Source organism: Pseudomonas sp. PGPR40 (assembly GCF_022014505.1).
Classification (GTDB): domain Bacteria; phylum Pseudomonadota; class Gammaproteobacteria; order Pseudomonadales; family Pseudomonadaceae; genus Aquipseudomonas.
Genome location: NZ_JAKLSP010000017.1, coordinates 13,700 through 33,714 on the forward strand (window position 1 = coordinate 13,700; position 20,015 = coordinate 33,714).

Genomic DNA, 20,015 nt, shown 5'->3' on the forward strand with positions numbered 1-20,015 from the left:
AACCACGAACTGCCGTTGATCAAAAATCAGATAGCAAAAAGCCGGGTTTCCCCGGCTTCTGCTGACTTTCTGCGATTTACTTGCGCTTCATCGACAGGAAGAACTCGTCGTTGGTTTTGGTCTGCTTCAGCTTGTCGACCAGGAACTCGATGGCAGAGACTTCGTCCATCGGGTGCAGCAGTTTGCGCAGGATCCACATACGCTGCAGTTCGTCATCGGCTGTCAGCAACTCTTCGCGGCGGGTACCGGAACGGTTGATGTTGATGGCCGGGAACACACGTTTTTCCGCGATCTTGCGATCCAGAGGCAGCTCCATGTTGCCGGTGCCTTTGAATTCTTCGTAGATCACTTCGTCCATCTTCGAGCCGGTTTCAACCAGCGCGGTGGCGATGATGGTCAGCGAGCCACCTTCTTCGATGTTCCGTGCCGCGCCGAAGAAACGTTTCGGTTTCTCCAGGGCGTGGGCATCGACACCACCGGTCAGTACCTTGCCGGAGCTCGGGATCACGGTGTTGTAGGCACGTGCCAGACGGGTGATGGAGTCGAGCAGAATCACCACGTCCTTTTTGTGTTCGACCAGGCGCTTGGCCTTCTCGATCACCATTTCGGCAACCTGCACGTGGCGGGTTGGCGGCTCGTCGAACGTCGAGGCAACCACTTCGCCGCGCACGGTGCGCTGCATTTCGGTCACTTCTTCCGGACGTTCGTCGATCAGCAATACGATCAGATGAACTTCAGGATTGTTACGAGCGATGTTTGCTGCGATGTTTTGCAGCATGATCGTTTTACCGGCTTTCGGCGGCGCAACGATCAGACCGCGCTGGCCTTTGCCGATCGGGGCGCACAGGTCGATGACCCGACCGGTCAAGTCTTCGGTGGAACCGTTGCCGGCTTCCATCTTCATGCGCACGGTCGGAAACAGCGGGGTCAGGTTCTCGAAGAGAATCTTGTTTTTCGCGTTCTCGGGACGATCGTAGTTGATCGTGTCGACCTTGAGCAGCGCGAAATACCGCTCGCCTTCCTTTGGAGGGCGGATCTTGCCAACGATGGTGTCACCGGTGCGCAAGTTAAAGCGGCGGATCTGGCTCGGCGAGACGTAGATATCGTCCGGGCCGGCGAGATAGGAAGCGTCAGCGGAGCGCAGGAAGCCGAAGCCGTCCTGGAGAATCTCCAGCACGCCATCACCGGAGATTTCCTCGCCGCTTTTAGCGTGCTTTTTGAGCAGGGAGAAAATCACGTCCTGCTTGCGCGAACGGGCCATATTTTCTATGCCCATCTGTTCGGCCAATTCGAGCAGTTCGGTAATCGGCTTTTGCTTGAGTTCAGTCAGATTCATATAGGAATGACGTAATCATTTATGGAGGGGGGAAATTAAGCTTTTGGCTTAATGAGGCCGCGCCGCAGAGAAGGCGACAGGATCGCGTACTTATTCGAAAAGGAGTGCGTCGGCGACGGCTAGCAGGGGGCAATGGAGAAACCAGTGCGGGGCCGAATGTACCACCTGAGTTTCGGAGCGTCTAGCCCTCAATAACGAAAAGGCCCCGCATTATGCGGGGCCTTTTCATGACGCTTTATAACAACGCTTAGATGTTCGCGTCGAGGAAGGCCGCCAGTTGCGACTTCGACAGCGCGCCGACCTTGGTGGCTTCGACGTTGCCGTTCTTGAACAGCATCAGCGTCGGGATACCACGTACGCCGTGCTTGGCCGGGGTTTCCTGGTTTTCGTCGATGTTCAGCTTGGCAACGGTCAGCTTGCCTTTGTAGGTCTCAGCGATTTCGTCCAGAACAGGAGCGATCATTTTGCATGGGCCGCACCATTCAGCCCAGTAGTCGACCAGTACAGCGCCTTCGGCCTTGAGTACGTCAGCCTCGAAGCTAGCGTCGCTAACGTGTTTGATAAGATCGCTGCTCATGGAAGTCTCCAGGTTGTAAGCAAAAAAACGTGGCCCATCATAGCCGCCCTTCCCGCGTTCAGGAAGCTGCAGATGATTGAGTCTCGCTATGGTGGCCCATGAATTTGGGTATAGCTCAAGTCACGAGGTGGCGGGAGCGACGAACGCAATTCCGGTGCGCAGCGCAGCGTTGCGCACATGCTCCTGCATGGCCTTCTGCGCGGCGCCAGAGGCCCGACGAGCCAGCGCGCGGAGGATTTTACGGTGTTCCTGCCAGGTTTCCATGGCCCGTTCGGCCCGGATGAACGGTAGCTTCTGGCTCTCCAGGAAGATGTCGGCGCTGGCCGTCAGGATACTCAGCATCGCCTGATTGCCGCTGGCCAGGAGGATGCGCCGGTGAAACTCGAAATCCAGTCGCGCCGCCGCATCGAAGTCGGCGGCACGCAATTCGTTGCGCATGGCGGCGACATTGTCCTCCAGCGCATCGAGCTCATCGGTGCTCAGGGTCACGGCCGCCAACCCGGCGGCAAAACCTTCCAGCGCATAGCGCAACTGGAAGATGTCCAGCGGCGATGCCTGGGCCGCGAACGGCCAGCCCGGCGCCGCATCGCCCCGAGGCAGATCGACCGGTGACTGCACGAACACGCCCTTGCCCGGCTGGATACTGATCACGCCCAGCGCACTCAGCGACGACAACGCCTCACGCAATGACGCCCGACTGACCCCCAATTGCACCGCCAGGTCCCGTTGCGAAGGCAAGGCATCCCCCGCCCCGAAACCTTGCTCGGTGATCAGCTTGCGGATGGCTTGCAGCGCCACTTCGGGTACGGCGCGGGAAATCGAGTTCATGGTTTTTTTCAGTCGAGCCAGGCCAATGAGCGGCTAGTTGTAAAGCTATTCACGACGCCCGGCAAGTCGTGCCCCATGGGGGTTCGGGAATTTTCACGGGTGCGCCATCAGGGTGCGAAATGCCACCCAACTGTTCAGACCAGTAAGACCGTACGACACCAGCAAAACCGTGGCCTGCGCCCCCCAAAAACCAATCTTGGCATGGCCCGTGCTCTGTCGATCCGCAGAAAATCACTTCCCGCCGATCCGGAGATTTGCCATGACCATGCGTTACAGCGCCCTCCTCGCCGCCCTGTTTGCCAGCCTGATGCTGAGCCAGGCACCCGCCCACGCCGACGGTCTGGAGGATGTGGTCAAGCGCGGCACCCTCAAAGTCGCCGTGCCCCAGGACTTTCCGCCGTTCGGCTCGGTCGGCCCGGACATGAAACCTCGCGGCCTGGACATCGACACCGCCAAACTGCTGGCCGACCAGCTCAAGGTCAAACTCGAACTGACCCCGGTCAACAGCACCAACCGCATTCCGTTCCTGACCACCGGCAAGGTCGACCTGGTGATTTCCAGCCTCGGCAAGAACCCTGAGCGCGAGAAAGTCATCGACTTCTCCCGTGCTTATGCACCCTTCTACCTCGCCGTGTTCGGCCCACCAGACGCCGCCATCAAGGGCCTGGACGATCTCAAGGGCAAAACCATCAGCGTCACCCGGGGCGCCATCGAAGACATCGAACTGACCAAAGTCGCCCCCGAAGGCGCGATCATCAAACGCTTCGAAGACAACAACTCGACCATCGCCGCCTACCTCGCGGGGCAAGTCGACCTGATTGCCAGCGGCAACGTGGTGATGGTGGCGATCAGCGAGAAAAACCCGAAACGCGTGCCGGCATTGAAAGTGAAGCTCAAGGACTCGCCGGTTTACGTTGGCGTGAACAAGAACGAGCCGGCGCTGCTGGGCAAGGTCAACGACATCCTCACCACGGCCAAGGCTGATGGTGCGCTGGAAAAAAATTCGCGAACCTGGCTGAAAGAGCCGCTGCCGGCCGATCTCTGATCGTTCGCGCGGGAGACGATTTATGGCTTATCAGTTCGATTTCTTGCCGGTGGTGGAAAACACCGACCTGCTGCTGCGCGGTGCGCTGTTCACCCTTGAGTTGACGGCCATTGGCGCGGTGCTGGGGGTCGGTCTGGGCATCGTCGGAGCGCTGGTGCGGGCGTGGAACATTCGCCCGTTCGCCAGCATTTTCGGGGTTTACGTCGAGTTGATCCGCAACACGCCATTCCTGGTGCAGTTGTTTTTCATCTTCTTCGGTTTGCCGTCGCTGGGCCTGCAGATTTCCGAATGGCAGGCGGCGGTGCTGGCGATGGTGATCAACCTGGGTGCCTATTCGACCGAGATCATCCGCGCCGGCATTCAAGCGATCCCCCGTGGGCAGCTGGAAGCCGCAGCCGCCCTGGCGATGACGCGCTTCGAAGCCTTCCGCCATGTGGTTCTGCTGCCGGCGCTGGGCAAGGTCTGGCCGGCCCTGAGCAGCCAGATCATCATCGTGATGCTCGGCTCTGCGGTCTGTTCGCAGATCGCCACCGAAGAGTTGAGCTTCGCCGCCAACTTCATTCAATCGCGCAACTTCCGCGCCTTTGAAACCTATGCCCTGACCACACTGATCTATCTGTGCATGGCGCTGCTGATCCGCCAATTGCTGAATTGGATCGGCCGGCGCTACATAGCCAGGAGCAGCAGCCAATGAGCGATTTCACCTTCTGGGACATCCTGCGCAACCTGCTCACAGGCCTGCAATGGACCTTGGCGTTGTCGCTGGTGGCGTTTATCGGTGGCGGGCTGATCGGTTTGCTGATCATGGTGATGCGGATCTCAAAAAAATCCCTGCCCAGTAACTTCGCCCGCACCTACATCGAACTGTTCCAGGGCACGCCGCTATTGATGCAGCTGTTTCTGGTGTTCTTCGGCGTGGCGTTGGCCGGTCTGGAGATTTCGCCGTGGATGGCCGCGGCGATTGCCTTGACGCTGTTCACCAGCGCCTACCTGGCGGAGATCTGGCGCGGTTGCGTCGACTCGATCCCCAACGGCCAGTGGGAAGCCTCGTCGAGTCTGGCGCTCAATCCGCTGGAGCAATTGCGTTACGTGATCCTGCCGCAAGCCCTGCGCATCGCCGTGGCGCCGACCGTGGGTTTCTCGGTGCAAGTGGTCAAAGGCACCGCCGTCACCTCGATCATCGGCTTCACCGAACTGACCAAGACCGGCGGCATGCTCGCCAACGCGACCTTCGAGCCCTTCATGGTCTACGGCCTGGTGGCGCTCGGTTACTTCCTGCTCTGCTACCCCTTGTCCCTCAGTGCGCGCTATCTGGAAAGGAGACTGCATGCCTCTGCTTAGAATTTCCGCCCTGCATAAATATTACGGCGATCACCATGTGCTCAAAGGCATCGACCTGAGTGTCGACGAAGGCCAGGTGGTGGCGATCATCGGCCGCAGCGGTTCGGGCAAATCCACCTTGCTGCGCACCCTCAATGGTCTGGAGTCGATCAACGACGGCGTGATCGAAGTCGACGGCGAATACCTCGACGCCGCCCGCGCCGACTTGCGCAGCCTGCGGCAGAAAGTCGGGATGGTGTTCCAGCAGTTCAATCTGTTCCCGCACCTGACCGTGGGCGAAAACGTCATGCTCGCGCCGCAAGTGGTGCAGAAAGTGCCGAAAGCCAAAGCCACCGAACTGGCGCGGCAGATGCTGGAACGGGTCGGGCTGGGGGAAAAGTTCGATGCCTTCCCGGATCGACTGTCTGGCGGTCAGCAACAGCGGGTAGCGATTGCCCGGGCGTTGGCCATGTCACCGAAAGTGCTGCTATGCGACGAAATCACCTCGGCCCTCGATCCGGAACTGGTCAACGAGGTGCTGAGCGTGGTCCGGCAACTGGCCAAGGAGGGCATGACGCTGATCATGGTCACCCATGAAATGCGCTTTGCCCGCGAGGTGGGGGACAAATTGGTGTTCATGCACCATGGCAAGGTGCATGAAGTGGGGGATCCGAAGGTGTTGTTTGCTAACCCGCAGACAGCGGAGCTGGCGAATTTCATTGGGACGGTTGAACACGCCAACTGATCGTTCCCACGCTCCGCGTGGGAATGCAGCCCGGGACGCTCCGCGTCCCAGAAGCGGACGCGGAGCGTCCATTGAGGCATTACCACGCGGAGCGTGGGAACGATCAGGGCAGACAGGGTGTGCCGGATCAATGCTTTGAACACTACGCGTTGGCGGCAGCGTTTGATCGTGGCAGGATGTCGAGGTTATCGACCGAGACCCTCTGACCATGCCGCAATCCCAAGCCAAGAATCTGTCCCTGATCGCCGCAATCGATCTGGGCTCCAACAGCTTTCACATGGTCGTGGCCAAGGCCCAGAATGACGAAATCCGTATTCTCGAACGTCTCGGGGAGAAGGTTCAGCTGGCCGCCGGCATCGACGAAGAACGTCAACTCAGCGAAGAATCCATGCAGCGCGGGCTCGATTGCCTGAAGCGTTTCGCCCAACTGATCAGCGGTATGCCGCCCGGCGCCGTGCGGATCGTGGGCACCAACGCCCTGCGCGAAGCCCGTAACCGCGCCGAATTCATCCGCCGCGCCGAAGAAATCCTTGGTCACCCGGTAGAAGTCATCTCCGGCCGTGAAGAAGCGCGCCTGATTTACCTCGGCGTCTCCCACACCCTCGCCGACACGCCGGGCAAACGCCTGGTGACCGACATTGGTGGCGGCAGTACCGAATTCATCATCGGCCAGCGCTTCGAACCGTTGCTGCGCGAAAGCCTGCAAATGGGCTGCGTCAGCTTCACCCAGCGCTATTTCAAGGATGGCAAGATCACCCCGGCCCGTTACGCCCAGGCGTACACGGCGGCGCGGCTGGAGATCATGAGCATCGAACACGCCCTGCACCGCCTGACCTGGGATGAAGCCATCGGCTCCTCGGGCACCATTCGCGCCATTGGCCTGGCGCTGAAGGCCGGCGGGCATGGCACTGGCGAAGTGAATGCCGAAGGCCTGGCCTGGCTCAAGCGCAAGCTGTTCAAACTCGGCGATGTCGATAAACTCGATTTCGAAGGCATCAAGCCCGACCGTCGGGCGATCTTCCCCGCCGGGCTGGCGATTCTCGAAGCGATCTTCGACTCCCTCGAACTGCAACGCATGGATCACTGTGAAGGTGCCCTGCGCGAAGGCGTGCTCTATGACCTGCTGGGCCGTCATCATCACGAAGACGTCCGTGAGCGCACACTCAGCTCGCTGATGGAGCGTTACCATGTCGACCTGGAACAAGCCGTGCGAGTCGAACGCAAGGCGCTGCATGCTTTCGATCAGGTCGCCGAGGATTGGGGGCTGGATGATGGCGTCTGGCGCGAACTGCTGAGCTGGGCGGCGAAGGTCCATGAAGTGGGTCTGGACATCGCCCACTATCAGTACCACAAGCACGGCGCTTACCTGATCGAGCACTCGGACCTGGCCGGATTCTCACGCGAAGACCAGCAAATGCTCGCGCTGCTGGTGCGGGGCCACCGACGCAACATTCCCAAAGACAAGTTCGCCGAATTCGGCGACGACGGCATCAGGCTGATTCGCCTGTGCGTGCTGCTGCGTTTTGCGATTCTGTTCCATCACATCCGCGGCACCCAGGAAATGCCACAAGTCGTGCTGCACGCCAACGGTGACAGCCTGGATGTGTTGTTTCCAGAGCACTGGCTGGAGGACAACCAGCTGACCCAGGCCGACTTCGCCATCGAAGCGGAATGGCTCACCCGCGTGGACATTGTGCTCAACGCCCGGTAATCGTTTGTTGGAACATGCCTCCTGTAGGAGCCGGCTTGCCGGCGAAGGCGTCCTTGAGTCTTGCGGTGATGCAAGAGACGCCTTCGCTGGCAAGCCAGCTCCTACAGAGAGCGTCGGTGAAAACAAAAATGGCGATCCGCGGGGATCGCCATTTTTTACGCTACGCCGAGGTTAACGAACAGCGAGAATCGGGCTGCCCAAACGCTCAAGCAAGGTTGCCTGGGCACTGCGCGGGTTCTGGTTGCCGGTCGGCGTGTTGCGGATGTAGCGACCGTCCGACTGCAAACTCCAGCTGTGGGTGTTATCGGTCAGATAAAGCTCCAGCTCTTTCTTGACCCGCAAAATCAGCTTCTTGCCCTCGACCGGGAAGCAGGTCTCGACGCGCTTGTCGAGGTTGCGTTCCATCCAGTCGGCACTGGACAGGAACATCTGCTCTTCGCCGCCATTGAGGAAGTAGAAGACCCGGGTGTGCTCCAGGAAACGACCGATGATCGAGCGCACGTGGATGTTATGCGAGACGCCGGCGATGCCTGGGCGCAGGCAGCACATGCCGCGCACCACCAGATCGATACGCACCCCGGACTGGCTGGCCTTGTACAACGCGCGAATGACCTTCGGATCGGTCAGCGAGTTGAACTTGGCGATGATGTGCGCCGGCTTGCCGTCGAGGGCGAACTGCGTCTCCCGGGCAATCATGTCGAGCATGCCCTTCTTCAACGTGAACGGCGCGTGCAACAGTTTCTTCATGCGCAGGGTTTTACCCATGCCGATCAACTGGCTGAACAATTTACCGACGTCTTCGCACAAGGCATCGTCGGAGGTCAGCAGGCTGTAGTCGGTGTACAGACGGGCGTTGGCCGCGTGGTAGTTACCAGTACCCAAGTGGGCATAGCGGACAATCTCGCCAGCCTCGCGGCGCAAAATCAGCATCATCTTGGCGTGGGTCTTGAAGCCGACCACGCCGTAAATTACCACCGCACCGGCCGCTTGCAGACGGCTGGCCAGTTGCAGGTTGGATTCTTCGTCGAACCGCGCGCGCAATTCGATCACCGCCGTGACTTCCTTGCCATTACGCGCAGCGTCTACCAGTGCATCGACGATCTCCGAGTTGGCGCCGCTGCGATACAACGTCTGACGAACCGCCAATACATGCGGGTCCTTGGCGGCCTGGCGCAGCAAGTCGACCACCGGAGTAAACGATTCGAACGGGTGCAGCAGCAGGATGTCCTGCTTGCTGATCACGCTGAAAATGTTCTCGCTGTTTTGCAGCAGTTTCGGGATCTGCGGGGTGAACGGCATGTATTGCAGTTCAGGATGACTGTCCAGGCCGGTGATGCTGAACAGCCGGGTCAGGTTGACCGGGCCATTGACCTGATACAGCTCGGTTTCATGCAGGTTGAACTGCTTGAGCAGGTAATCGGACAAGTGTTTCGGGCAGGTATCGGCCACTTCCAGCCGCACCGCATCACCGTAGCGACGGGAGAACAACTCGCCGCGCAAGGCGCGGGCCAGGTCTTCTACATCTTCGGTGTCGACCGCCAGGTCGGCGTTTCGGGTCAGACGGAATTGGTAGCACCCCTTTACCTTCATGCCCTGGAACAGGTCATCGGCGTGAGCGTGAATCATTGACGACAGAAACACATAGTTGTCGCCGGGGCCGCCAACTTCTTCTGGCACCTTGATGATCCGCGGCAGCAGACGCGGTGCCGGGATAATCGCCAGACCAGAGTCGCGACCGAAGGCGTCGATGCCTTCGAGCTCGACGATGAAGTTCAGGCTCTTGTTCACCAGCAATGGAAACGGGTGCGTCGGATCGAGGCCGATCGGGGTAATGATCGGCGCAATTTCGTCGCGGAAATAACGACGAACCCAGGTCTTGAGCTTAGTGGTCCAGTAGCGGCGACGGATGAAGCGGACCTGATGTTTTTCCAGTTCCGGCAACAGAATGTCGTTGAGGATTGCGTATTGGCGATCAACGTGACCGTGCACCAATTCGCTGATGCGGGCCAGGGCCTGGTGCGGTTGCAGGCCATCGGCGCCGGCCTGTTCACGGGCGAAGGTGATTTGCTTCTTCAGGCCGGCCACACGAATCTCGAAGAACTCGTCAAGGTTGCTGGAGAAAATCAGCAGAAACTTCAGCCGCTCCAGCAATGGGTAGGACTCATCCAGCGCCTGTTCCAGCACGCGAATGTTGAACTGCAATTGCGAGAGCTCACGATGGATGTACAGGCTGCTGTCATCCAGGCCGGGAATGGCAATCGCTGGCGCCGCCACAACGGGCTCGGCCACCACCGCGGGTGGAGCAGGCTCCAGCTCCGGCGGGGTTTCGGCGATTTTCTCCACCACAGGTTGAGCATCTTTTACGGCAACTTCAGTGAGTCCTTCGGTATTCATCGAATGTTCCTGGGAGGGCTATTTTTGCTCTCGTAACAATTGAGCGGCACGGACGGCAAAGTAAGTCAGGATGCCATCAGCGCCTGCACGTTTAAAAGCGGTCAGGGATTCGAGGATAACCCCTTCGCTCAACCAGCCATTCTGGATTGCCGCCATGTGCATGGCGTATTCGCCGCTGACCTGATAGACAAAGGTCGGTACTTTGAATTCTTCTTTGACCCGGTAAAGGATGTCCAGATACGGCATGCCTGGCTTGACCATGACCATGTCCGCGCCTTCTGACAAGTCCGCGGCCACTTCGTGCAGGGCTTCGTTGCTGTTGGCCGGGTCCATCTGATAGGAGGCCTTGTTGGCCTTGCCCAGGTTCAGTGCCGAGCCCACCGCATCGCGGAACGGGCCGTAATAGGCGCTGGCGTATTTGGCCGAGTAAGCCATGATCCGCACATTGACGTGATCGGCCAGCTCCAGCGCTTCGCGGATCGCCTGGATGCGACCGTCCATCATGTCCGACGGGGCCACCACCTGAGCGCCGGCTTCGGCATGGGACAGAGCCTGTTTAACCAGTGCGTCGACGGTAATGTCGTTCTGCACGTAGCCTTCCTCGTCGAGAATGCCATCCTGACCGTGGGTAGTGAACGGGTCCAGCGCGACGTCGGTGATCACACCCAACTCCGGGAATCGGTCACGCAATGCTCGGGTGGCGCGCTGGGCGATGCCGTTGGGGTTCCAGGCTTCGGCAGCATCCAGGGATTTGAGCTCGGGTGGCGTCACCGGGAACAATGCCAGCGCCGGAATCCCCAGCTCGACCCACTTGGCCGCTTCTTCCAGCAACAAATCGATGGTCAGGCGTTCGACGCCCGGCATCGAGGCCACCGCTTCGCGACGGTTTTCACCGTCCAGCACGAACACCGGCAGGATCAGGTCGTCGACGGTCAACACGTTTTCACGGACCAGTCGACGCGAGAAATCATCACGACGGTTGCGACGCAGACGGGTTGCAGGAAACAAACGGTTGGCGGGGGTAAAGCTCACGGCAGACTCCTGAGCCCGCGCTGGCGGGCGAGCGTGACAGTTATAAGCGGCCATTATGACGAACGTATGACAGTTATGTGCACCCCGTGACACGTAGCCGCATTCCATTGTCCTTGTAGGAAATGTTCACGTCGAGACACATTTTGACACTTTCCTGAATGTGTCCGAGGGGTTAGGCTGCGCGTTCATTTCGCCAGCACCCAGACAATGCTCCAACAATTCCTGCATGACTTCGGCTACTTTGCCCTGTTTCTCGGCACGTTTTTCGAAGGCGAAACCATTCTCGTGCTCGCGGGCTTCCTTGCGTTCCGCGGGTACATGGACATCAATCTGGTGGTGGTCGTGGCGTTCTTCGGCAGTTATGCCGGCGATCAGCTGTGGTACTTCCTGGGGCGCAAGCACGGGCGCAAATTGCTGGCACGCAAACCGCGCTGGCAATTGATGGGTGATCGGGCGCTGGAACATATCCGCAAGCACCCGGACATCTGGGTACTGAGCTTCCGCTTTGTCTACGGATTGCGCACCGTAATGCCGGTGGCGATCGGTCTGTCAGGCTATCCGCCGGGACGTTATCTGCTGCTCAACGGGATTGGCGCGGCGATCTGGGCCGCCGCGCTGGCAGCGGCCGCCTATCACTTCGGCGCAGTGCTCGAAGGCATGCTGGGCAGCGTCAAGAAGTACGAGTTGTGGGTGCTGGGCGCCTTGCTGGTACTGGGCTTTTGCCTGTGGCTGCGCCGGCGTTTCAAGAATGCCCGTCTGGCGAAGAAGATCTACGCCGACGAGCAAGCGTTGAAAGCCGAACAGGCCAAGTCGAGCGAACCTACGACGCCCATCGAGTGAAGCGGTTTCTACAACAGTAGAGACCGATACCGCTGAGCAGGCTGTAACTGAGCAGCCCCACCCAAGCCAACGCACTGCCCGGCCATAGCCCGACCATTGGCGCCAGCCACACCAGCGGCAGGTTCGACGCCAGCCGCAACAGCTCCAGCTTCAACGCCTGCGGACGATTTTCCAGGGCCACGCCCAACACAAACAACCCCAGTGCTACGGCACTCCAGCCCAACACCAGGGCCGACGTCGGCAGGCTCTGTTCCAGGTTCATCAAGTAACTGCCCAAGGCGATATAGACGCAAAATTGCAGCGCCACATACCACTGCTGGCGCCCGTCCAGCGGTACCTCGAATTTGCGGAACTGGCTCAGGTCCGGTTTGCTCATCGGATATCTGGCCGCCACATCCGCCGGTCGCCAACCGGTGCGCATGAACCAGATCCGCAGCTTGTCCCACCCGCTTTCGGCGCGCCGGGCGTCATCCCACAGCTGCACATAGAACTGCACGTTCGCCCACAACGGATTCCAGCTCGCCAGCGGTGTGGTCACGCCGAAAATCACCGGTTCGTTGTCATCCTCCTCCTGAAACGAGCCAAACAGACGATCCCAAATAATGAACACCCCGCCGTAGTTGCGATCCATGTAGAGAGCATTCTGTGCATGGTGAGCCCGATGATTGGACGGCGTGACGAAGCACCATTCGAACCAGCCGAGCTTGGGAATGTGCCGGGTATGCACCCAGAATTGATACAGCAGATTCAGCGCCGCAACGCTGACGAATACCACCAGCGGCACGCCGAGCACGGCCAGGGGCAGGTAGAAAATCCAGCTCAGCAGAAAGCCGGTGCTGGTCTGGCGCAAGGCCGTGGAGAGGTTGTAATCCTCGCTCTGATGATGCACCGAGTGGGCGGCCCAGAGGATGTTGCGCTCGTGGCCCATGCGGTGCAGCCAGTAGTAGCAGAAGTCATAAAAGACGAAAGCAAACACCCAGACCCAGACCCTGTCGGCCGACAGCTCAATCAAGGCCAGGTGCTTCAGGGCGAAGGCATAAGTCACCAGGCCGACCCCTTTGGTCAACAGGCCCGTGGTGGTCGACAACACGCCGGTGCTGACGCTGTTGATCGCGTCTGCCACGCGGTAATTGCTCACCCCGCGCCAACGGTCGGCCAGCAACTCGACGGCAATCAGCACAAAGAAAAACGGCACCGCATACAGAATGAAGTCCATGACGCGACCTGATCAGAATCGTTCAGCAGAGATTAGGTGTAGCCCCGAATTAACCCTATGGCAACGAGTGACAAATTAGTGGACATTTAACGCCATGAATCTGGAGAAAAGCCCATGAGCAAAAAAATTGCAGTGATCCTTTCCGGCTGCGGCGTGTACGACGGCGCCGAGATCCACGAAAGCGTGATCACCCTGCTGCGGCTGGACCAGCGCGGTGCCCAGGTGCAGTGTTTCGCACCCGATATCGCGCAATTGCATGTGATCAACCACCTGACTGGCGAAGAAATGCCCGAGTCGCGCAACGTGCTGGTGGAATCGGCGCGGATCGCCCGGGGCAACATCAAGGATATCCGTGAAGCCAGCGTCGAAGACTTCGATGCGCTGATCGTTCCTGGCGGTTTTGGATCAGCCAAGAACCTGTCGAACTTTGCCGTCGAAGGCGCCGGATGCAGCGTTCAGCCTGACGTCCTGGCGTTGACCGAAGCGTTCGCCGAAGCCGGCAAACCGGTGGGGTTGATCTGCATCTCGCCGGCCCTGGCCGCAAAGATCTACGGCCCGGGTGTGACCTGCACCATCGGCAACGATGCCGATACCGCCGCTGCGATGAACAAGATGGGCGCCACCCATGCCGAGTGCGCGGTGACCGACATCGTTGAAGACAAGGCGCGCAAGCTGGTGAGCACTCCGGCGTACATGCTGGCGCAATCGATCAGCGAGGCCGCTTCAGGCATCAACAAACTGGTCGACCGGGTGCTGGAACTGACCCACGAAAACGATGCCTGAGACCTGATCGTTCCCATGCTCCGCGTGGGAATGCAGCCCGGGACGCTCTGCGTCCCAAAGCGGACGCAGAGCGTCCATTGAGGCATTCCCACGCAGAGCGTGGGAACGATCATTACCGTCCTGCTTAAGACTTGCGCGACAACCGGGTGAGTATCCGGTCCAGCGCATTGGCGAACGCCTGCTTCTCGCGCTCGCCGAACGGTGCCGGTCCGCCGCTCATCTGACCCTGCTCGCGCAGATCGGTGAACAGGTTACGCACCGCCAGCCGATCGCCCATGTTCTGCGCATCGAACTCCTTGCCCCGTGGGTCCAGCGCCGCCACGCCTTTCTTCACCAGCCGGTCCGCCAGCGGCACATCGCTGCAAATCACCAACTCACCTGGCAGGGCATTTTCCACCAGGTAATCATCGGCGGCATCCGGACCGCTGGGCACCACGATCAGCTTCACCAGGGCGAGGCCCGGTTTGATCTGTGGCTGACCGGCCACCAGCACCACTTCGAACTGGCGTTTGAGGGCGAATTTCACCACCAGATCCTTGGCTGCCCGAGGGCAGGCGTCGGCATCGATCCACACGCGCATAGTGTTTTCCTCTGTTGAAAAGCATCGCGGGCAAGCCCCAATGCCAGTCAGTCAAGCGAAACTCCTGTAGGAGCGAGCTTGCTCGCGAAAGCGGCAGGTCAGGCGACATCAATGTTGACTGTACTGCCGTCTTCGCGAGCAAGCTCGCTCCTACAAGGTTTCGCGGCTTAACTGACAGGCTTGCCCGCGACAGCGAATGCTTTTAATAAACCGGCAGACGCCGCTTCTCAGCCATCCGGCTACGGCTGTACAGCACGATGATCGCAATGATCGCCACGGCCTGGGCACTCAGCGAATACGCATCAGCGTGAATCCCCAGCCAGTCGAAGTCAAAGAATGGCACCGGCCGCGTGCCAAAGATCCCGGCTTCCTGCAACGCCTTCACGCCATGGCCGGCAAACACCACCGACAACGCGCAGAGCAAACCGGCATTGATGCCGAAGAACAACGCCAGCGGCAGTTTCGCCGAACCGCGCAGAATCACCCACGCCAGACCGATCAGCAATACCAGCGCCGTCGCCCCGCCGGCCATGACAGCGTTGTGCCCTGCCGGACCGGCCTGCAACCACAGGGTTTCGTAAAACAGGATCACTTCGAACAGCTCGCGATACACCGAGAAGAACGCCAGGATCGCAAACCCGAAACGCCCGCCCCCGCTCACCAGGCTGCTCTTGATGTAATCCTGCCAGGCCGCCGCGTGGCGACGGTCGTGCATCCACACGCCAAGCCAGAGCACCATGACACTGGCAAACAACGCCGTCGCGCCTTCCAGCAGTTCACGCTGGGCACCGCTGACGTCGATCACATACGCCGCCACCGCCCAGGTCGCCAGCCCGGCCAGCAGCGCCAGGCCCCAACCGATGTTGACGCTGCGCACCGCCGATTGCTGACCGGTGTTGCGCAGGAACGCGAGGATCGCCGCGAGCACCAGAATCGCTTCCAGGCCTTCTCGCAACAGAATCAACAGACCGGAAATGTAGCTCAGCGACCAGCTCAAGCCATCACTGCCGAGCAGGCCAGCGGACTCTTTCAATTTGGCTTTGGCCGCCTCCAGACGCTGCTCGGCCTGGGTCACCGGCAAGCCGTCCTGCAACGACTGACGGTAAGCCATCAGGGACTTCTCGGTGTCTTTGCGCACGTTGGCGTCGACATTGTCCAGGGAGCTTTCGACCAGCTCGAAGCCTTCCAGGTACGCCGCTACCGACAGGTCGTAGGCCTGATCGTGATCGCCGGCGCGGTAGGCTGCGATGCTTTTGTCCAAGGTGGCTGCCGTGTAATCCAGCAACTGCCCCGGGCCACGCTTGACCTGCGGCGGTTGCGCTCGTTGCGCGCGGAAGGTCGCGGCCGCTTGCGGACCTTCGGCGGCCTGCACTTCGGCTGGCGTCTGACGTGCCAGGTCGGCAATGTTGTAGGTTTTCTCCGATTTTGCCGCGGCTGGATCGGCGCTAAAGCTGGCGATGTAGGTCGCCAGGTCCCAACGTTGGCGATCATCCAGCTGATCGGCGAAGGCCGGCATGTCGGTGCCTTCGACGCCCATGCCCAGCGTGTTGTAGATCGCGTAGAGGCTCAGACGGTCCAGTCGCGAAGGATCGCGCAGATTGGCCGGCGGTGGCGTCATCCCAACACCTGCCGGGCCATCACCGGCACCCGCATCGCCATGACACACCGAACATTGCTGGGCATACAGCGGCGCGCCGCGGATCGGGTCCGGGGTGATGACCGGAGCCTGGCTGACTTCATAGGCCACCGCCAGTTTTGCCCCCAGTTGCCGCGCCTGACGGGCGACATCCGCGCCGTCCTTGCGCGCGGCGATCGCAGCGCCAAGGCTGCTGACGCCCTGCTCCAGCTCCGTGCGCTCGGGTTTGGCCGGCAAGTCGGCGATCAAGCCTTGCAGCACCTCCAGGAATTCCTGCTGTTCGCGATACTCGGACTCATCGATGACCTTGCCCGCCTCGACCGTCGCCGGGTAATCGGCGCCAATGTAATCGAGCAAATGCAGCGCCTTGGGCGCACCTTCTGCGGTTTCGGCCAGCACATTGAAGCTGCAGAACGCGATCATCGGCAGCAGGAGCCACGCCAGAAAACGAGAGGAGGCAATCATGAATAACTCTCAAATGGAAATACGAAGTAACACATTGTTCACTTCCAATGAGTTTCACTCAAGCTTTGTTGTGTTCGGTTTTTGTGAGGACGACCCACAATCGGTTGCTTCAGACGTGCAACAAGTAATGGCACCACTCTGAAAATGCGCAATTAAAAAGCCATTAAATGGCCATCATCCCTGTCTATAATGCCGCGCCGTCGTTATTGCGATTCGGCATTTAAGCTCCTCTTTTTATGAGGAATTGGCAGGACGCCAGTCTCCCTGCCGATAGGTCCCAACAGCCCGACCAGCACGCGGCTGCTTATCTTCAGGGAAGATCTACCCCTATGGCATTCCGTGCCCCAACCTTGATCGCGCTCAGCGCCATCACGTTGCTTTCCGGCTGCTCGGCCTTTCGTAACTACGACTCGGAACTTGCGCAAACCAATCAGCAACTGGCTGCTGGCAACGTCGATGCCGCATTGACCCTGCTGGAAAAGAACAACACCAGCAAAGACAAAGACCTGCTCTATTACTTCGAGAAGGGCGAACTGTTGCGCGCCAAGGGCGATTTGTCCGGCAGTCAGAATGCCTGGACCAGCGCCGATCAGGTGGTGGGCAAGTGGGAAGACGCGGTCAAGCTCGACACCGCCAAATACCTGGCTCAATTCGGCAGCTTCCTGGTCAACGACAAGGTCCGTCGTTACGAAGGCTATGACTACGAAAAAGTCATGCTGACCACCCAGATGGCCCTCAACCTGCTGGCGGTGAACGACTTCGACGGCGCGCGCACCGCGATCAAGAGAACTCACGAGCGTGAAGCGGTAATTGCCGACCTGCGCGACAAGGAATACCTCAAGAGCGAAGAGCAAGCCGAGAAAGAAGGCGTCAAAACCCAGTACAAGGATCTTCAGGGTTATCCGGTGGCCAGCCTTGACGCGCCGGAAGTGGTCAGCCTGAAAAACAGCTACCAGAGTGCGTTCAGCCATTACTTGGCCGGCTTCGTCTATGAAGCCCTGGGTGAAAAAGATCTGGCGGCGCCAGGTTATCGCAAGGCCATCGAACTGCGCCCGAACACGCCGCTGCTGGAACAGGCACTGGTGAATCTCGACAAACCCGTCAAGGACGAGGACAGCGAGATTCTGATCGTCGTGCAAAGCGGTCTGGCGCCGTCCCGCGACTCGATCCGCATTCCGCTGCCATTGCCGATCAGCAACAACGTGGTGATCACGCCGCTATCGTTCCCGGTCATCAAAGCGGATACCTCCACTGCCGCCTTCGCCCAGATCGGCGTAGACGGTCAGCACCTGAACCTGACCCAACTCAACAGCACCACTGCCATGTCACGTCGCGCGCTGCGTGATGACATGCCGGGCATCATCCTGCGCACTACCATGCGGGCGATCACCCGTGGCGTGGCACAGAAGCAGATCAACGAAACCAACCCGCTGGCGGGCCTTGCAGTCGGCATCACTTCAGCCGTGCTCGAAGGTGCCGATACCCGTACGTGGCGCACGCTGCCGGATAACACTCAGGTGCTGCGTCTGCGTTTGAAGAAAGGCGAGCATAGCGTCACGTTGCCGAGCGCCGTGGGCGGCTCGGTGGTCAAGGTCACCGTTGACCAGCGTTTTCAAGTCATCACCCTGCGCGCCGTGGGCAATCAAGTATTCGCCAGCGGCCTGGCTGCGCACGTGATCCCGAGTGCCAACCCGACCACCGTGGCCAGCCTCAAACAACCTTAAGAACGGAGTCTTTGCATGCGCTTCAAATTCATCGCTGTCGTCGCCCTGGCCTTGTTGGCCGGCTGCGCCACCCCGCCACCGCCGGAGCCGGGCAGCGCTGGCAGCAAGGTCGTGGCCATGGGCAAGCTCAAGAACATCGTGGTCGGCGCCATGCGCGTGGCCCGGGAAAACGGCTTCATGACGGTCAATGCGCAGCTGAGCAACACCAGCTACAACAACAAGACCTTCTACTACCGTTTTGCCTGGCTCGGCCCTGAAGGCTTCCCGGTTGCCGAAGAGGAAACCTGGAAAAGCCAGATGATGTACGGCGAGCAGACCCGTTTCATTCAGGCCATTGCGCCAACCGCCAAAGCCGTGGATTTCCGTCTCGAAATCAAAACGCCTTAAGCCCGACACCCTATTCGTTCAGTTCTAGAGAGCACTCCCATGTTTGCACGCTTTTCGTTCATCGCCGTCATCGCCCTCCTGGCCAGCGGTTGCGCCAACACTTCGCCGACCCTGGGCAGCAAAAACATCAGCTACGGCGACACCAAAGCCGTGGAAACCGTGACCAACGAGTTCGGTTCTACCGACCTGCAAATGATCGCCGAATCCATGACCCGCTCCCTGGCCCAGTCCGGCATCCTGCAAGGTCGCCCGGTGGTTCAGGTTTACGATGTGAAGAACAAGACCAGCGAGTACATCGATACCCGCGAAATCACCACCAGCATCAAGACCCAGCTGATGAAGACCGGCGTCGCCCGCTTCGCCAGCGACAATACCGCCATGCAAAGCCAGGTCGATCAGCTCAAGTTGCAAAACCAGAGCGGCCTGTACAAGAAAAGCACCGTGGCCAAGACTGGCAACATGATCGCTGCCCAGTATCGCATCGAAGGCTCGATCAGCTCGATCGTCAAGCGCAGCAGCGACTACAAGGACGTCTTCTACAAATTCAGCCTGCAATTGATCGACGTTGAAAGCGGTCTGGCCGAATGGATGGACGAAAAAGAGATCCGCAAAACCACGGAGCGTTAAGCGATGCGCGCATGGATTGGCATGATGGCCCTGGCTTGCGCGTTCAGCGTGCAAGCGGCCCCGAAAGTCGCGGTGACGGATCTGGCGTATCAAGAACGAGTGGAGCAATACATTCACATCGTTTCGGCACAGAGCAATTTCCAGGCGAATCACTACAGCGCCAGCGGTTCTTCGAGTTACAACGAAATCGAAGCAACCAGCAGCTACATCGAGAAAGGCGAACTGCGTAAATTCACCGGCGACATCAAGGGCGAGATTTTGCGCACCGGCATGTTTCAGCTGGTACAGGGCACGCCTTACACGGCATCGTCCAAAGGTGACGTGTATGACGTGATCAAGCGGATCAAGGCTGGCAGTTTCAAGGGTGCCGACTATGTGCTGTTCGGCACCGTGTCAGACATCGATTTCACCCGCGACATGACCGAGCTGGCCAACACCGACAGCTATTCGGCGGTGCTGGGGCTGACGCTGGTGGCGGATTTCAGTCTGATCAACACCAAGACCTTTGAAATCACCTCGGCCTTCACGGCGATGGGCGAAGGTCAGGACACCAAACTGGTGAATGGCCGGGATATCAGGATTTCGCTGAACCGCCCACGGGTGGTACGTGATGTGTCCAAGGCGCTGGGTGAGGATGTGGCTGCGCAATTGAGCCAACAGCTCGGTGACGGTGGCTATGAGCAGCCGGGGCAAGCGCCGCTGCGCAATAACCTGCCGCAGGATACGGCGCCGGTAATTCTGCACTGATATTACAGTAGGTATTTTGATC

Annotated in this window: 19 protein-coding genes; 11 read left to right on the top strand and 8 right to left on the bottom strand. The window is 59.6% G+C overall.

Features of this window, described 5'->3' with window-relative positions:
* Positions 1 to 76 precede the first annotated feature (76 nt).
* From rho to MEB48_RS15735, 3 genes are all read right to left on the bottom strand, one after another.
* Positions 77 to 1,336, bottom strand: a complete 1,260-nt coding sequence (gene rho / locus MEB48_RS15725; protein ID WP_007899384.1) for a transcription termination factor Rho — start codon at positions 1,334 to 1,336, stop codon at positions 77 to 79.
* Between the two features lie 247 nt (positions 1,337 to 1,583).
* A complete protein-coding gene (gene trxA / locus MEB48_RS15730) occupies positions 1,584 to 1,913 on the bottom strand; it encodes a thioredoxin TrxA (RefSeq protein ID WP_003206727.1) in 330 nt (109 codons plus the stop codon).
* Positions 1,914 to 2,033: 120 nt separating this feature from the next.
* Positions 2,034 to 2,741: a FadR/GntR family transcriptional regulator gene (locus tag MEB48_RS15735; RefSeq protein ID WP_201061322.1), complete on the bottom strand. Its 708-nt coding sequence runs from the start codon at positions 2,739 to 2,741 to the stop codon at positions 2,034 to 2,036.
* A gap of 259 nt (positions 2,742 to 3,000) precedes the next feature.
* Here MEB48_RS15735 and MEB48_RS15740 point away from each other — a divergent pair, with 259 nt between their 5' ends.
* The 5 genes from MEB48_RS15740 to ppx all read left to right on the top strand — a co-directional run bounded on the left by MEB48_RS15740 (position 3,001) and on the right by ppx (position 7,562).
* Positions 3,001 to 3,786, top strand: coding sequence for a transporter substrate-binding domain-containing protein (locus tag MEB48_RS15740; RefSeq protein WP_237885042.1), 786 nt, complete (start codon positions 3,001 to 3,003; stop codon positions 3,784 to 3,786).
* A gap of 22 nt (positions 3,787 to 3,808) precedes the next feature.
* The gene (locus tag MEB48_RS15745; RefSeq protein ID WP_237885043.1) at positions 3,809 to 4,480 is read left to right on the top strand and encodes an amino acid ABC transporter permease; all 672 of its coding nucleotides are present in this window, start codon (positions 3,809 to 3,811) and stop codon (positions 4,478 to 4,480) included.
* Positions 4,477 to 5,127, top strand: coding sequence for an amino acid ABC transporter permease (locus tag MEB48_RS15750; RefSeq protein WP_237885044.1), 651 nt, complete (start codon positions 4,477 to 4,479; stop codon positions 5,125 to 5,127). Before MEB48_RS15745 ends, MEB48_RS15750 begins: the two co-directional genes overlap by 4 nt.
* Positions 5,114 to 5,851, top strand: a complete 738-nt coding sequence (locus MEB48_RS15755; protein WP_237885045.1) for an amino acid ABC transporter ATP-binding protein — start codon at positions 5,114 to 5,116, stop codon at positions 5,849 to 5,851. Before MEB48_RS15750 ends, MEB48_RS15755 begins: the two co-directional genes overlap by 14 nt.
* Before the next feature lie 208 nt (positions 5,852 to 6,059).
* Positions 6,060 to 7,562, top strand: coding sequence for an exopolyphosphatase (ppx, locus tag MEB48_RS15760; RefSeq protein WP_237885046.1), 1,503 nt, complete (start codon positions 6,060 to 6,062; stop codon positions 7,560 to 7,562).
* A 171-nt stretch (positions 7,563 to 7,733) separates the two neighbouring features.
* On the opposite strand, the gene ppk1 is transcribed toward ppx, so the two are convergent.
* Both ppk1 and hemB read right to left on the bottom strand, forming a co-directional pair.
* Entirely contained in the window at positions 7,734 to 9,956 is a 2,223-nt protein-coding gene (ppk1, locus tag MEB48_RS15765; protein ID WP_237885047.1) for a polyphosphate kinase 1, read from the bottom strand.
* 18 nt (positions 9,957 to 9,974) lie between these two features.
* Positions 9,975 to 10,988 carry a porphobilinogen synthase gene (gene hemB / locus MEB48_RS15770; RefSeq protein WP_007899362.1) on the bottom strand — a complete coding sequence of 338 codons (1,014 nt, stop codon included), beginning with the start codon at positions 10,986 to 10,988 and terminating at the stop codon, positions 9,975 to 9,977.
* Positions 10,989 to 11,195: 207 nt separating this feature from the next.
* Between hemB and MEB48_RS15775 the strand changes: the two genes are divergently transcribed.
* Entirely contained in the window at positions 11,196 to 11,828 is a 633-nt protein-coding gene (locus MEB48_RS15775) for a DedA family protein (RefSeq protein ID WP_237885048.1), read from the top strand.
* Here MEB48_RS15775 and MEB48_RS15780 read toward each other — a convergent pair.
* Positions 11,809 to 13,044: a sterol desaturase family protein gene (locus tag MEB48_RS15780; RefSeq protein ID WP_237885049.1), complete on the bottom strand. Its 1,236-nt coding sequence runs from the start codon at positions 13,042 to 13,044 to the stop codon at positions 11,809 to 11,811. The genes MEB48_RS15775 and MEB48_RS15780 overlap by 20 nt on opposite strands.
* A 114-nt stretch (positions 13,045 to 13,158) precedes the next feature.
* Between MEB48_RS15780 and elbB the strand changes: the two genes are divergently transcribed.
* Positions 13,159 to 13,827 carry an isoprenoid biosynthesis glyoxalase ElbB gene (elbB, locus tag MEB48_RS15785; RefSeq protein WP_237885050.1) on the top strand — a complete coding sequence of 223 codons (669 nt, stop codon included), beginning with the start codon at positions 13,159 to 13,161 and terminating at the stop codon, positions 13,825 to 13,827.
* Positions 13,828 to 13,951: 124 nt separating this feature from the next.
* Here elbB and MEB48_RS15790 read toward each other — a convergent pair whose 3' ends face one another.
* Entirely contained in the window at positions 13,952 to 14,407 is a 456-nt protein-coding gene (locus MEB48_RS15790; RefSeq protein ID WP_237885051.1) for a YaiI/YqxD family protein, read from the bottom strand.
* 202 nt (positions 14,408 to 14,609) lie between these two features.
* The gene (locus tag MEB48_RS15795) at positions 14,610 to 16,508 is read right to left on the bottom strand and encodes an FTR1 family protein (RefSeq protein WP_237885052.1); all 1,899 of its coding nucleotides are present in this window, start codon (positions 16,506 to 16,508) and stop codon (positions 14,610 to 14,612) included.
* 329 nt (positions 16,509 to 16,837) lie between these two features.
* Here MEB48_RS15795 and MEB48_RS15800 point away from each other — a divergent pair, with 329 nt between their 5' ends.
* Genes MEB48_RS15800 through MEB48_RS15815 form a run of 4 tightly spaced genes read left to right on the top strand, consistent with a single transcriptional unit; the run spans position 16,838 to position 19,993 of the window.
* Positions 16,838 to 18,232 carry a COG3014 family protein gene (locus tag MEB48_RS15800; RefSeq protein ID WP_237885053.1) on the top strand — a complete coding sequence of 465 codons (1,395 nt, stop codon included), beginning with the start codon at positions 16,838 to 16,840 and terminating at the stop codon, positions 18,230 to 18,232.
* A gap of 15 nt (positions 18,233 to 18,247) precedes the next feature.
* Positions 18,248 to 18,619, top strand: a complete 372-nt coding sequence (locus MEB48_RS15805) for a YcfL family protein (protein ID WP_237885054.1) — start codon at positions 18,248 to 18,250, stop codon at positions 18,617 to 18,619.
* A 39-nt stretch (positions 18,620 to 18,658) separates the two neighbouring features.
* Positions 18,659 to 19,246: a penicillin-binding protein activator LpoB gene (gene lpoB / locus MEB48_RS15810; RefSeq protein WP_007899345.1), complete on the top strand. Its 588-nt coding sequence runs from the start codon at positions 18,659 to 18,661 to the stop codon at positions 19,244 to 19,246.
* A gap of 3 nt (positions 19,247 to 19,249) precedes the next feature.
* On the top strand, positions 19,250 to 19,993 hold the full coding sequence (locus tag MEB48_RS15815) for a penicillin-binding protein activator LpoB (protein ID WP_237885055.1): 744 nt from the start codon (positions 19,250 to 19,252) through the stop codon (positions 19,991 to 19,993).
* The last annotated feature ends 22 nt before the right edge of the window (positions 19,994 to 20,015 follow it).

What these genes read in the sequence shown, in the direction of transcription:
- MEB48_RS15815 (WP_237885055.1), top strand. Translation starts at nt 19,250, where the DNA reads ATGCGCGCATGGATTGGCATGATGGCCCTGGCTTGCGCGTTCAGCGTG.
- MEB48_RS15795 (WP_237885052.1), bottom strand. Translation starts at nt 16,508, where the DNA reads ATGATTGCCTCCTCTCGTTTTCTGGCGTGGCTCCTGCTGCCGATGATC.
- MEB48_RS15775 (WP_237885048.1), top strand. Translation starts at nt 11,196, where the DNA reads ATGCTCCAACAATTCCTGCATGACTTCGGCTACTTTGCCCTGTTTCTC.
- ppx (WP_237885046.1), top strand. Translation starts at nt 6,060, where the DNA reads ATGCCGCAATCCCAAGCCAAGAATCTGTCCCTGATCGCCGCAATCGAT.
- MEB48_RS15790 (WP_237885051.1), bottom strand. Translation starts at nt 14,407, where the DNA reads ATGCGCGTGTGGATCGATGCCGACGCCTGCCCTCGGGCAGCCAAGGAT.
- MEB48_RS15745 (WP_237885043.1), top strand. Translation starts at nt 3,809, where the DNA reads ATGGCTTATCAGTTCGATTTCTTGCCGGTGGTGGAAAACACCGACCTG.
- MEB48_RS15780 (WP_237885049.1), bottom strand. Translation starts at nt 13,044, where the DNA reads ATGGACTTCATTCTGTATGCGGTGCCGTTTTTCTTTGTGCTGATTGCC.
- MEB48_RS15800 (WP_237885053.1), top strand. Translation starts at nt 16,838, where the DNA reads ATGGCATTCCGTGCCCCAACCTTGATCGCGCTCAGCGCCATCACGTTG.
- MEB48_RS15750 (WP_237885044.1), top strand. Translation starts at nt 4,477, where the DNA reads ATGAGCGATTTCACCTTCTGGGACATCCTGCGCAACCTGCTCACAGGC.
- MEB48_RS15805 (WP_237885054.1), top strand. Translation starts at nt 18,248, where the DNA reads ATGCGCTTCAAATTCATCGCTGTCGTCGCCCTGGCCTTGTTGGCCGGC.
- MEB48_RS15735 (WP_201061322.1), bottom strand. Translation starts at nt 2,741, where the DNA reads ATGAACTCGATTTCCCGCGCCGTACCCGAAGTGGCGCTGCAAGCCATC.
- MEB48_RS15755 (WP_237885045.1), top strand. Translation starts at nt 5,114, where the DNA reads ATGCCTCTGCTTAGAATTTCCGCCCTGCATAAATATTACGGCGATCAC.
- rho (WP_007899384.1), bottom strand. Translation starts at nt 1,336, where the DNA reads ATGAATCTGACTGAACTCAAGCAAAAGCCGATTACCGAACTGCTCGAA.
- ppk1 (WP_237885047.1), bottom strand. Translation starts at nt 9,956, where the DNA reads ATGAATACCGAAGGACTCACTGAAGTTGCCGTAAAAGATGCTCAACCT.
- trxA (WP_003206727.1), bottom strand. Translation starts at nt 1,913, where the DNA reads ATGAGCAGCGATCTTATCAAACACGTTAGCGACGCTAGCTTCGAGGCT.
- MEB48_RS15740 (WP_237885042.1), top strand. Translation starts at nt 3,001, where the DNA reads ATGACCATGCGTTACAGCGCCCTCCTCGCCGCCCTGTTTGCCAGCCTG.
- elbB (WP_237885050.1), top strand. Translation starts at nt 13,159, where the DNA reads ATGAGCAAAAAAATTGCAGTGATCCTTTCCGGCTGCGGCGTGTACGAC.
- lpoB (WP_007899345.1), top strand. Translation starts at nt 18,659, where the DNA reads ATGTTTGCACGCTTTTCGTTCATCGCCGTCATCGCCCTCCTGGCCAGC.